The organism is Vibrio ezurae NBRC 102218 (assembly GCF_000467185.1).
GTDB lineage: Bacteria > Pseudomonadota > Gammaproteobacteria > Enterobacterales > Vibrionaceae > Vibrio > Vibrio ezurae.
This window is the reverse complement of sequence record NZ_BATM01000056.1, coordinates 20,516-33,739: the sequence shown is the minus strand read 5'-3', so window position 1 is coordinate 33,739 and position 13,224 is coordinate 20,516. Positions and strand designations below refer to the sequence as shown.

The 13,224-nt window shown below is 42.8% G+C and carries 11 protein-coding genes; all 11 read right to left on the bottom strand.

The window, feature by feature from the left end; genetic code table 11:
* Positions 1–522: 522 nt before the first annotated feature.
* Positions 523–1,296 (bottom strand): phosphoadenylyl-sulfate reductase, encoded by a 774-nt coding sequence (locus tag VEZ01S_RS15715; RefSeq protein WP_021715043.1) that lies wholly within the window; start codon positions 1,294–1,296, stop codon positions 523–525.
* Complete coding sequence (cysI, locus tag VEZ01S_RS15710) at positions 1,289–3,004, bottom strand: assimilatory sulfite reductase (NADPH) hemoprotein subunit (protein WP_021715042.1); 1,716 nt, start codon at positions 3,002–3,004, stop codon at positions 1,289–1,291. The genes VEZ01S_RS15715 and cysI overlap by 8 nt, the downstream gene beginning before the upstream one ends.
* A complete protein-coding gene (locus tag VEZ01S_RS15705; protein WP_040891227.1) occupies positions 3,004–4,809 on the bottom strand; it encodes an assimilatory sulfite reductase (NADPH) flavoprotein subunit in 1,806 nt (601 codons plus the stop codon). The genes cysI and VEZ01S_RS15705 overlap by 1 nt, the downstream gene beginning before the upstream one ends.
* A 112-nt stretch (positions 4,810–4,921) precedes the next feature.
* Complete coding sequence (locus tag VEZ01S_RS15700; protein ID WP_021715040.1) at positions 4,922–5,152, bottom strand: hypothetical protein; 231 nt, start codon at positions 5,150–5,152, stop codon at positions 4,922–4,924.
* A 146-nt stretch (positions 5,153–5,298) separates the two neighbouring features.
* A complete protein-coding gene (locus VEZ01S_RS15695) occupies positions 5,299–5,961 on the bottom strand; it encodes a TIGR04219 family outer membrane beta-barrel protein (RefSeq protein WP_235868513.1) in 663 nt (220 codons plus the stop codon).
* A gap of 80 nt (positions 5,962–6,041) precedes the next feature.
* On the bottom strand, positions 6,042–6,248 hold the full coding sequence (locus VEZ01S_RS15690; RefSeq protein ID WP_021715038.1) for an envelope stress response protein PspG: 207 nt from the start codon (positions 6,246–6,248) through the stop codon (positions 6,042–6,044).
* A 193-nt stretch (positions 6,249–6,441) separates the two neighbouring features.
* Positions 6,442–7,422, bottom strand: coding sequence for a tRNA dihydrouridine(20/20a) synthase DusA (gene dusA / locus VEZ01S_RS15685; protein WP_021715037.1), 981 nt, complete (start codon positions 7,420–7,422; stop codon positions 6,442–6,444).
* 204 nt (positions 7,423–7,626) lie between these two features.
* Positions 7,627–8,430, bottom strand: coding sequence for a MetQ/NlpA family ABC transporter substrate-binding protein (locus VEZ01S_RS15680; RefSeq protein ID WP_021715036.1), 804 nt, complete (start codon positions 8,428–8,430; stop codon positions 7,627–7,629).
* 178 nt (positions 8,431–8,608) lie between these two features.
* Positions 8,609–10,261: a glucose-6-phosphate isomerase gene (pgi, locus tag VEZ01S_RS15675; protein WP_021715035.1), complete on the bottom strand. Its 1,653-nt coding sequence runs from the start codon at positions 10,259–10,261 to the stop codon at positions 8,609–8,611.
* 217 nt (positions 10,262–10,478) lie between these two features.
* Complete coding sequence (gene alr, locus VEZ01S_RS15670; RefSeq protein ID WP_021715034.1) at positions 10,479–11,573, bottom strand: alanine racemase; 1,095 nt, start codon at positions 11,571–11,573, stop codon at positions 10,479–10,481.
* 8 nt (positions 11,574–11,581) lie between these two features.
* On the bottom strand, positions 11,582–12,982 hold the full coding sequence (locus VEZ01S_RS15665; protein ID WP_021715033.1) for a replicative DNA helicase: 1,401 nt from the start codon (positions 12,980–12,982) through the stop codon (positions 11,582–11,584).
* Between the last annotated feature and the right edge of the window lie 242 nt (positions 12,983–13,224).

The following is a 13,224-nucleotide window of genomic DNA, read 5'->3' as shown; positions in this document are numbered from 1 at the left end:
CCAACAGAACGATAATGAATTGACTGTGCCAATGATTAAAAATCATTGTATTGGTCACTCAGTTCATTGATAAATCTTTTCGATTATCATCAACGAGTGCCCACACAGATTGATAGGTTTAAATTGTTAAAGAGCGTGCTTTGCGACGTTTCCTTTTGTGAGGAAGCTCTCAAAGCGGACGGCCATTCTAGCGATTTGAACCTCAGTGTCAAACACTTTTTTGAATTTATTTTCTAAGAGAACTTAAACTCAAATGGTTCGGCTAGTTAGCCTACTGAATTACTGCGAAGCGTTGTGTGCTCTGCCGTGTCAGTGAGGCGCATTATAGAGATGCTCAGCTTGTTGGCAAGGCTTTTTTTCAATAAATTTAATAAAAATAGCCTTTCGCTCATTTTTTGAGTGAAACGCTTATTTATCTATTTTTACCCCCTATTTAGGTACAGGTTATCCACAGACTTATCCTTAAAACGAAAAAAACCGTCAATTTTGACGGTTTTTGAATTTACTTATTATAAAGAAGAATTAGATGCCGGAGCCGTCTGACTCTCCACTATCTTCGTGAAGACCACATTCTCTCTTCAAACCAAAGAAGCGAGTATCTTGTTCTTTCATGCCTTCTTGATATTTTTCAGTGGTATGCACATCACCAATAGAGACATAACCCTGAGCTTTAAGCGGATGCTGAGGTAATTGATGTTCTTCTATATAGCTATTTACTTGTTCACTTGTCCAATCAACAATCGGTAAAAACTTAAATACACCATTTTGAATAGACAGCACTGGCAATCCACCACGTGAATCGGACTGGCTTCTTCTTAAACCAGAAAACCAAGTGCCCACCTTTAATTCTGTGAGTGCTCTACGCATTGGTTCTACTTTATTAAGTTTGTTGTATTGGGTTATCCCCTCTACACCTTTATTCCATAGTTGACCAAATCGAGCTTCTTGCCATGCAGAGCTTAATGGGCTGCTATATACCTTTAAGTTTAGACTCAATAATTCAGTTAGCTCATCGATAAACTGATACGTTTCTGGAAATAGATAACCGGTATCAGTCAAAATCACAGGAATATTCGGTTGCTGTCTAGAAACCAAGTGCAGCATCACGGCCGCTTGTGCGCCAAAACTTGAAGAAAGAGCGAAGCTTCCTTGTAAGTTTTCTAGTGCCCAAGCAATTCTTTGCTCTGCTGAAAGCTCTTCTAGATCCGCATTCACTTTTGCCAACTCAAGAGTTTGTTGAACCTTATTCAGATTCACTATCTCTTCTAGACTTAATTTCTGTGTCAATTCAAGCATGGAAATCCCTCTTCGATACTATGACTTCTTTTACGATGCCATCACGAATAACAAAGTCCCCAAACGCTTCATCAGCTAAACGCTCTGCAGCCCATCGTTCCACCAGCGAATCGATGTCTTGTAGAATTTGTGCGGAACTGATGTTCTCTTTATACAGTTTAGGAACTCGTGTACCGGCTTTATTACCGCCAAGGTACAAGTTATATCTGTCTGGTGCTTTACCGACTAAACCGATTTCAGCCAGCATTGCTCGGCCACAGCCATTAGGACAACCCGTTACTCGCAAGATAATGCTTTCGTCATCACTGATTGAATGCTTTTTCAATATGCCTTCAACGTCAGTCACAAATTGAGGAAGGAAGCGTTCTGCTTCTGCCATTGCTAGCGGACAGGTTGGGTACGCTACACAGGCCATTGAATCTTGACGCTGTTTAGAAGTTGTTGGATCAAGCAAGCCATGCTCGAACGCTATCTTTTCAATCTTCTGTTTATCTTTTAACGGTACACCTGCCACGATGAGGTTCTGATTTGCTGTCATACGTAAATCACCCGTGTGAATTTTGGCAATCTCAGCAACACCTGTTTTCAGTGGTTTACCTGGGTAATCTAATAGGCGACCGTTTTCAATAAACAGCGTTAAGTGATGCTTACCGTCTATACCTTCTAACCAACCAAACTTATCGCCACGGTTAGTCAGTTGGTAAGGTTTGATCGGCTCAAAGCTTACGCCAGAACGTTTCTCAACTTCTTGTTTGAACACATCGATACCAACGCGATCTAATGTGTACTTGGTTTTTGCATTTTTACGATTTGAGCGATTACCCCAGTCACGTTGAGTCGTGACGACGGCAGCGGCAATATCTAATGTGTTCTCTAGAGAGATATAACCAAACTCATCCGCTTTACGTGGGTAAGTTGAGTTATCACCATGAGTCATGGCCAGACCACCACCCACCAATACATTAAAGCCAACTAACTTGCCGTCTTTTGCTACTGCAACAAAGTTAAGATCGTTCGCGTGCAAATCAACATCGTTGTCTGGCGGCACAACGACTGTTGTTTTAAATTTACGTGGCAGATAGTTGCTACCTAAGATTGGTTCTTCATCTGTAGTCTCAAGCTTCTCACCGTCTAACCATATTTCAGCATAAGCTCTGGTTTTTGGCAGTAGGTGCTCACTGATCTTAGTGGCCCACTCATACGCTTGCTGATGCAATTCAGACTCAACAGGATTACTACTACATAGCACGTTACGGTTTACGTCACCCGCTGTGGCAATAGAATCAATACCAATTGAATTTAGAGTTTGGTGCATCAGCTTAATGTTTGGCTTCAATACTCCATGAAATTGGAATGTTTGACGCGTAGTAAGACGGATGCTGCCATAGAGCGAACTTTCAGTTGCAAACTTATCGATAGCGAGCCATTGCTTAGGAGTAATCACTCCTCCTGGCATACGCGCACGCAACATCACATTATGCAGTGGTTCCAATTTTTGCTTAGCACGCTCATTGCGGATATCTCTATCATCTTGCTGATACATGCCGTGAAAACGGATTAACTGAAAATTGTCCGCGTCGAACCCACCGGTAATCTCATTTTTGAGGTCGTTGGTAATGGTACCGCGCAAAAAGTTACTTTCTCGTTTTAATCTTTCATTGTCAGAAAGTGGGCCCAACTCTTCGCCCAACACTACTTGCTTTTCCATTAGTACACGTCCCTTTGGTATCTTTTCTGTTTACGAAGGTCTTTTAGCCATTCTTCTGCACTTTCTGCGTCTAGCCCACCTTGCTGTTGTGCAATTTCAAGTAAGGTTGCTTGTACATCTTTAGCCATTCTTTCTGCGTCACCACATACATAGAGGTAAGCGCCATCTTGCAGCCATTGCCATACTTGCTGTGCATTTTGTTTTAGCTTGTCTTGCACATAGACTTTATTGGCACCGTCACGGCTAAAGGCGACGTCCAACTGGCTCAATAAGCCTTCTTTTAGGTAACGTTGGAATTCAACTTGGTATAAGAAGTCTTGAGCAAAGGTGCGATCACCGAATACTAACCAGTTTTTACCTTCTGCTTCTCTAGAGTCACGCTCTTGTAAGAAACTTCTAAACGGTGCAATACCCGTTCCTGGGCCAATCATAATAACGGGCGCATTATCATCGGTTGGAAGTTTGAAGTTATTGTTGTGTTCGATGAACACTTTTACTTCTTCACCCTCTTCTAGTCCATTAGATAAGAAACCAGAAGCGCCGCCGACTCTTTGACCTTTACTTGTTTCGTACTCCACCACACCAACAGTTAGGTGTACTTCTTCATCCACTTCAGATTGAGCTGATGAGATTGAATATAAGCGAGGAGTTAAACGTCGTAGCATAGAAGTTAGCTCAGTTGCAGTTAGCTTGGCTTTCTTCTCTGAAATAACATCAATGATCTGAGTTTTCGCGGCGTATTCTCTTAGCTTGTTTTTGTCTTCCACAAGCTTGAGCAGTTTTTTGCTCGCTGACTTCTCGGCGTATTGAGTAATAAATTGAGGATTAGATGAAGTCACTTCAAACTGTTCAATCAGCGCTTGCTGTAATGACGTTGGTTTACCGTCTACCTCGATAGACTCATCTTTATCTAAACCAACCGCGGCAATGATTGAATCCACCAGCTGTGCATCGTTTTTATACCAAACCCCTAGCGCATCTCCCGGTTGATAGGTAATGCCTGATTCTTCTAGATCGATTTCGATATGACGAACGTCTTTCGTTGAATCGCGGCCAGTGATTTTTTGGTTGGTCAGTAAGGTCGCGGTATATGGCGATTGCTTAGTGTATTCAGAAGCACTGCTAGAAAGTGGCAATTGAACAACGCCATTACTCGCTTCTACATTAGATTCTTTAAATAGCTCACCGATAGTGCTCAGTGCTTGAGACTGCCAGTTCGCCACAGGTGATTCGTAATCCACATCACAGTCGATTCGTTCTAGGAAAGGCGTTGCCCCTAACTTACTCAGAGCAGCATCAAAATCCTTACCTGTTTGACAGAAGAATTCGTAGCTAGAGTCACCAAGACCGACAACCGCGTATTGCAGTTTGTCCAGTTTTGGTGCTTTTTTAGAGTTGAGATAGTCATAAAACTCTATCGCATTGTCAGGAACTTCACCTTCACCATTAGTAGAGGCAACGACAATTAAATGCGTTTCGTTTTTCAGGTTCTTAAGTTTGTAATCAGCCGCATCATAAAGTTTAGCTTCGAAACCTTCTGCCACTACTTTGGCATGCAGTTGTTTAGCGACCCCTTTGGCATTCCCAGTTTGAGAAGCAAAAATGATCGTCAACTGTGAAGGTGTTCCTACTGCAACTTGCGTCTCTGGAACAGAAGCAACAGCATGATTTTGACTAATACCGTAGAAATAGCCACTAACCCAAGCCAACTGTTGTGGCGAGAGTTCGGAAGCAGCTTGTTTTAATTGGTTTGCTTGATTATCACTAAGTGGGGAAGCAAAGCCGGAAAGATCCTTGAGCAACATGGTCACGTTTTCCCTGTATATTACATGACCACTAGATTACCTCCTATTTTTAATAGCAATAAAGAATAAAGGGGTATGTTTAATAATAAAAAGGAATGAAAAACCATTTCACCTATAAAGATTCAATTCTTACTTGGCTAAAACCCACCGCCATTGCGCTTTTTGAAGCTGAATCTAAGTCACTATAATAACGTTGCTCACCTTGAAGATCGGTAAGTGCAAGCATACCGCCGTGGTTGTCTCGAAACTCGACAACCCACTGCCCGTCTAGGTCTGCTTGTTCCACTATAGCTTCTACCAAGCGCTCAGAGCGATATAACACACGAAGTTCATTGATTGTCATATAAAAGCTTGCTCCTGTTTTCTTCTATTAAGAATGGACCAAACTGCTAAAAATGCGAATTGAGAAGAGCTATCAACTAGAAAGTAAAAGACATAAAAAAGCCCGTCTAAAAAGAGACAGGCTTACCAATAAATCTATTCACATTCTTAAAAAGCAACTTGTACACCTGCAAACCAACCATCAACAAAACCGTAGGCTTTCTTATCGACTTCTTTAAAGGTGTAGTCGAGCACTCGATATCCACCACGTAATACCATGTCAGCAGAGTCAAATGCTATGGTGTATTGAATACCGCCAGTGAGATCCGCAGATTTCAACTCATCTGTCTCACCAAAATCAAACTCACCAATTACGGCAAAATTACTATTTGGTACTTGGATTAACGCATTTGCATACCAGCTAAATATCACACCATCAAAATCAATACTTGTATCCGTTTCGTGATCATAGAATCGACTGTCGCGGTAATCAGTCAATGTAAACCCTGCATCTAATTCAAGGTTCTCCGTTCGTAACGGACGATAGTAAAAGGTGTAATCAAATTTATCATGGGCAAGACGGCTAGTATCTAACCCTGTATAACGAATTCTGAAGTTGGGTAGGTAGGGAACATCATGTTCAATTTGCGCAGATAAGACAGGTAACTCGTCATCAGAAAAACGGGTTTCTCTAATTTTGCTGCTGCCCCAGAACATATCGGCTGTCACTTTGCCGTGAACCCCCGACTCGATTACTTTTGCTTGCGCCGACCAAGAAGTCCCCAGAGCAGCTGTTCCTATCGCCGCAATCAAAGTCCATTTGTTCATCATCTACCTCTAAGAAAACTAAAATCGTTACTTCATAAGCAGATAGTAGCATAGGTAAACGTTAGATAAATCAATAAGCCAGCTTATGAACAAGCTCTGTTACGCTTAATTAGCCAATAGACAATAAGCCCTACTAGCAAATAGGGCAGAAAATTAAACGCGGCCCCTAGCAAGCTAATGATGATGCTAAAAGCGAACACCGCAAGGAATGCCATAAAGAAGCCAAAAAAAGTGATGCCGACAAAGAAGAACACGCCGAAAAACATCACTAGCATCAGTAACTCGACCATGATTACTCTCCAAAAAATTCATTTGAGATCATCAATGTATTCCAAGATCCCCTCTGCTAACTATAAAGCAAGTACCTTGCCAAAGCACATCTCACGATAACCACTTGATAAATAAACAAAAAAAGCCATCATTCTATATGATGGCTTTTCTATTCATCTAAACTTGGTAAAAACGACCAGTTATTGGTTAATTCTACACACCTAACTCTTTAGGTATTTTAGCCAGTGCGGCTTCAACCACTTCGATACCCGAACCTGGTTTGTGTGCGTTTTCACTGATATAACGACGCCATTGACGCGCACCCGGCATACTTTGGAACAAACCTAACATATGACGAGTAATATGCCCCAAGTAAGCACCTTCCGATAGTTGTTGCTCAATATACGGGTACATCAGCTCAACTACTTCGCTACGTTTAATAATCGGTTTATCTTGACCAAAGATCAGCTGGTCAACCTCAGCCAATAGATATGGGTTTTGATAGGCTTCACGGCCAATCATCACCCCATCAAGATGTTTAAGGTGCTCTAGTGTTTCATCTAATGTTTTTACGCCACCGTTTACCGCGATATCAAGATGCGGAAAGTCTTTCTTGATCTGATAAGCGCGCGGGTAATCCAAAGGTGGGATTTCACGGTTTTCTTTAGGGCTTAAACCACTCAGCCATGCTTTACGAGCATGGATAGTAAAATGCTCACAACCGCCCTTCTCGTTTACCGTTGATATAAAGTCCGTTAAAAACTCATACGAGTCTTGCTCATCGATACCAATACGAGTTTTCACCGTCACCGGAATATCAACCACAGACTTCATCTCTGCTACGCAATCTGCCACCAGCTGTGGATCAGCCATTAGACATGCACCAAAACGACCGTTCTGCACTCGGTCAGAAGGACAACCTACGTTTAAGTTCACCTCATCATAACCACGCTCTTCAGCAAGCTTGGCACAATGAGCAAGATCTTTGGCATTAGAACCACCAAGCTGCAATGCAATCGGATGTTCTTGCTCACTAAAACGCAAGAAATCACCTTTACCATGAATAATGGCACCAGTGGTCACCATCTCGGTATATAACAGAGTGTTCTGCGACAGTAGTCGATGGAAGTAACGACAATGGCGATCTGTCCAATCGAGCATAGGGGCGACAGATAAACGAGATGATGGATACATAGCTAAGACCTTTTGTTGAACCACGTAGCACGAGACCAAGTGATTGAGTCCGTGTTTTAAGAAAAAGTGACCTTCACTTCTACTTTGAGGTGCGGATTATACGGTTTGGTTGAACCGCCATCAATAATAGTCTTTATCTATATACAACAAAGCCCACCTCGATATGCTCTCAGTGGGCTTAAATCTTGTTGTTGCTAATGCGAGTTAGAACGCAGGTTCTATCGTGCCTTTGAAGGTTTTCGCTAAGAAATCACGAGTGGCTTGTGATTGGAAAATTTTCACTACTTTCTGATAGGTAGGATTGTCTTTTTGATCTTCACGAGCGGCGATAACCATAACCGCAAGTGGTGCATCTTTGGCTTCTAAGTAGATGCCTTGTTTTTTAGGGTCTAAGCCTGAAGACATCACGTAGTTCATGGTGATAGCGGCGGCATCCACATCATCTAAAGAGCGAGGCAGTTGCGCGGCGTCTACTTCGACAAACTCTAACTGTTTAGGGTTGTCGATAATGTCTTTTAATGTGACTTTAGAGCCTACACCCGGTTTTAGTGTAATTAGCTTTGCGTCAGCAAATAATAGTAAACCACGACCGCCATTGGTTGGATCGTTTGGAATCGCAACGCGGGCTTTATTTGGCAGAGCTTCAATAGAAGTAAATTTGTTGGAATAGATACCCATGCGCATCAGTATTGAACGGCCAATAGATACAAGATGAGAATCATGCCCTTGGTTGTAATTATCTAAGAAAGGTTGGTGCTGGTAGCTATTTAAATCAATGCTGCCATCGTCAAGTGCAGCATTTGGCGTCACGTAATCAGAGAATTGCACCACTTCTATATTGATGCCTTGCTTGGCTGCTTCTTTGGCTACGGCTTCAACCACTTGAGCGTGCGGCCCAACAGTTGCGCCAATTTTGATGGTTTTCGCTTCTTCTTTACCACATGCAGTTAGCCCTAAAGCCAATGCTGAGATAAATGCCAAACTCACTACTCGTTTAAAACCTTTCATTGTTACTCCGTATTTCCATATAAGACTTCTAGCCATCTAAAAGGCTATACTACTCTTTTGAATTCGGAATGCAATTAACGACTTACTATTTCCTTAAAAGATAGGCAACAAAAAGGCCAGCACTAGGCTGACCTTTATTTGCGAGCCAATGCTCGCTATTTGCATAATCTTCTAGAGTTTAAGCACGCAGTTGTTTAAATGCGTTGATTAGACCGTTAGTAGAACTATCGTGTGAATCAACTTCTGTACCATCGGCTAGCTCAGGTAAAATTTGGCTTGCCAGTTGCTTGCCTAGTTCTACACCCCACTGATCAAAGGTAAAGATATTCCAGATAACACCTTGTACAAAGATCTTATGTTCGTACATCGCAATCAGGTTACCTAAAGTGCGTGGCGTAATTTGCTTCACTAGAATAGAGTTTGTTGGGCGGTTGCCTTCAAACACTTTAAATGGTGCTAGCTCTGCAATTTCTTCCGCTGACTTACCCGCGGCAACCAACTCTGCCTCTACAACTTCACGAGACTTACCAAATGCTAACGCTTCTGTTTGAGCAAAGAAGTTAGACATCAATTTCTGATGATGATCGCCCGTTGGGTTGTGGCTGTTTGCAGGAGCAATAAAGTCACAAGGAATCAGCTTAGTGCCTTGGTGGATCAACTGGTAAAACGCGTGCTGACCGTTAGTACCTGGTTCGCCCCAGATAATAGGACCGGTTTGGTAATCCACTGCATCGCCGTTGCGGTCTGTGTATTTACCGTTAGATTCCATGTTGCCTTGCTGGAAGTAAGCGGCAAAACGGTGCATGTACTGATCGTACGGAAGAATCGTTTCTGATTCTGAACCATGGAAGTTGTTGTACCAAATACCAATCAAAGCCAGAATAGTTGGGATGTTGTTCTCTAGCTCTGTCGATTTGAAGTGGTTATCCATTTCATGAGCGCCGGTTAGTAGCTCAATGAAGTTGTCGTAACCTACACCTAACGCAATAGACAAACCGATTGCTGACCATAGTGAGTAACGACCACCAACCCAGTCCCAAAACTCAAACATGTTGTCAGTATCAATACCAAACTCAGACACTGCCTGACCATTAGTTGATAGCGCGGCAAAGTGCTTAGCAACATGCGCCTCGTCTTTAGCATCTGCTAGGAACCAATCACGTGCACTGTGTGCATTGGTCATGGTTTCTTGTGTAGTAAAGGTTTTAGATGCTACTAAGAACAGCGTTGTTTCTGGGTTCACTTTTTTCAGTGTTTCAGCAATATGAGTGCCGTCAACGTTAGAAACAAAGTGTAGGTTTAGATGATTTTTATATGGAGACAATGCTTCTGTCACCATGTATGGGCCTAGGTCAGAACCACCGATGCCGATGTTAACGATATCGGTAATCGCTTTACCTGTGTAGCCTTTCCACTCACCGCCAATCACGCGATCAGTAAATGATTTAATCTTGTCTAAAACCGCATTCACAGCTGGCATAACATCTTCGCCACCTACGACAACAGGCGTGTTGCTACGGTTACGAAGTGCAGTATGAAGAACTGAACGGCCTTCTGTTTTATTGATTGTCTCACCAGAGAACATGGCGTCGATTGCTGACTTAAGCTCAGTTTGCTTTGCAAGATCAAACAGGTGCTGCATAGTCTCGTCGTTCACTAGGTTCTTCGAATAATCGACTAAGATATCGTCACCAAAACTTTTTGAGTAGCTCTCGAAACGCTTAGAGTCTGCGGCAAACAGATCTTTCATTTCGATGTCTTGTGCTGATTCAAAGTGAGCAGTTAAGGCTTTCCATGCATCCGTGTGTGTTGGATTGATGTTCTTCAACATTATGAGTTCCCATTATTTTAATTTTAAGTTGTGCTCAATAAAGAATAAAAACAATTACTCGCTTATTAAGCTCCCCTGATACGGTTTTTGCTAGCGACACGTCATGCTGTGTCGCCCAAATAATTCTTTTAATATTTATATTACAGACTTGGACGGAAGTACTCACATCTCAAGTGTTTCTATCGATTATAGAAGAGTTGCCTTGTCATTTAATAGACTAAATAGCATCTTTAATGTAAACAGGTATCACACGTGATGTCAGCTTGGTCACTAACTCGTAGCTAATAGTACCTACATACCTAGCGACTTCTTCTACTGGCAAGGACTCTCCCCAAAGTACTGCCAAGTCACCCACTTCATCTGATGCATCGGGTCCTAAATCGACCGTTAGCATATCCATTGATACTCGTCCTGCGATTGGAACTTTACGCCCGTTAATCCAAACAGGCGTTCCATTTGGTGCAGTACGTGGATAGCCATCGCCATATCCGACCGCGATAACCCCTATTTTAGTATCGCGCTCACTGACCCAATTTGCCCCATAACCGACACTTTCACCCGCTTTAAGGTCATTGACCGCAATCAAGTGTGAGCTCAAAGTCATCACAGGGCGATAGCCCATTTGCTGCGCATCGTTATCATCAAATGGTGATACGCCATACATGATAATTCCCGGACGTACCCACTCAAAGTGGCTATCGCTACGAGACAAAATGCCCGCCGAAGCGGCAATTGAACGCTCACCTTCACATTTTGATGTCGTCGCTTGAAAAAGCTCGATTTGTTGTGAGGTAATTGGGTTGTCCGGTTCGTCAGCACAGCCAAAGTGGCTGATATAACGCAACGGATGGGCAACGTTTTTGCAATTATGTAAGCGCTGAATGTATTCGTCGTACTGTTCTGGTCGCACGCCTAAGCGGTGCATACCTGTGTCCATTTTTAGCCAAACCACCACTGGGTTTTCTAGTTCAGCTTGCTCTAACGCAATTAACTGCTCTTCACAATGCACCACGGTTTGAATGTTGTTGGTGACTAAAATGGGCAAATCACTGTCAGAGTAGAACCCTTCGAGCAATAAAACGGGCTTAACAATGCCACCAGAGCGAAGTTGCAGAGCTTCTTCTATACGAGCAACACCAAAGGCATCGGCACCTTCGGCATTTTTAGCCACTTCAAGTAAGCCATGCCCATAACCATTCGCTTTGACCACCGCCAATAAGCGGCTGTTCGGTGCTTGCTCATGTAATTTTTGAATATTATGACGTAATGCGTCTGTGTTTATCGACGCAACTGCGGCCTTTAATTTACCCATGATCTTTCCTACTCATCGTCATAATCAAATGCAGGGCCTGCATAGTTATCAAAGCGAGAAAACTGCCCTTGGAAGGTTAAACGCACAGAACCAATGGGACCGTTACGTTGCTTACCTATAATAATTTCGGCTGTCCCTTTCATAGCACTGTCAGGGTTATATACCTCATCACGATAGATAAACATGATCAAATCGGCATCCTGCTCGATCGCACCTGATTCACGCAGATCCGAGTTGATCGGGCGTTTATCGGCACGTTGCTCCAAGGAACGGTTAAGCTGTGAAAGTGCAACTACTGGCACATTAAGCTCTTTTGCTAGTGCTTTTAATGAGCGTGAAATTTCAGAAATTTCTAAAGTACGGTTGTCTTGCATACCCGGAACACGCATCAACTGCAGGTAATCGACCATGATGAGGCTTAGGCCACCATTGTCACGCGCAATACGACGTGCGCGCGAGCGAAGCTCTGTCGGTGTTAGACCTGAGCTATCATCGATGAACATGTTCTTCTTCTGCATAAGAATACCCATGGTCGATGAAATTCGTGCCCAATCTTCGTCATCTAACTGACCGGTACGAATTTTTGTTTGGTCAACGCGAGACAGTGACGCCAGCATTCTCATCATGATTTGTTCTGAAGGCATCTCAAGAGAGAAAATCAACACCGGCTTATCGGAGTCCATGGCGGCGTTTTCACACAAGTTCATAGCAAAGGTGGTTTTACCCATTGATGGACGAGCGGCCACAATAATCAAATCCGATGGTTGCAGACCTGCGGTTTTCTTATTTAAGTCATTAAAGCCAGAGTTCACACCTGTCACCCCATCTTGCGGGGTTTTGTACAAAATCTCGATACGCTCTAAGGTTTTCTCAAGAATGTTATCAACGTTTTGTGGACCGTCTTTTTCGTTTGAACGCTCTTCAGCAATGGCAAAGACTTTGCTCTCGGCAAAATCCACCAGATCACTAGACGAACGCCCTTGAGGATCGTAGCCCGCATCGGCAATCTCGTTGGCGACACCAATTAGATTTCGCACCACCGCTCTTTCAGCAACAATCTCTGCATAGGCGTTAATGTTTGCCGCACTAGGGGTGTTTTTAACCAGATCTGCTAGGTAGGCAAAGCCACCGACATCTTCAAGCTGCTCACGACGCTCTAAAAATTCAGATAAGGTGATTAAATCCAATGGCTGACTATCTTCCAGCAATGTTTTTACTGCTTCAAAGATCAGTCGATGAGGTCGACTATAAAAATCGCTTGCCATTACTTTCTCGGCAACCGTGTCCCAACGTTCGTTATCCAGCAGTAAACCACCAATCACCGACTGCTCAGCCTCTAATGAATGGGGTGGAGCTTTAATTGCGTCGACTTGGGAGTCTTGTTTTTTGTTCGTTCGTTGATCTGCCATGGATGTGCTCAGTGACTTGCTATTTTCTGCATTATACCAATGCTAATCACAATCTGTTTAGAAAATTATTTTTAATCAATGAAGTCATAAAAATAGACACGAGTATTTGCAACTTTTAGAAAGATATCATTAGGAGATAAAGTGCATAAACGTCTATCATTGTTTACCTCATCTTGACGTATTTTTAGTAGGTATAAGTACAATTCATCAGCAACATTTTACTTTGAGGTATTTCGTGTCAA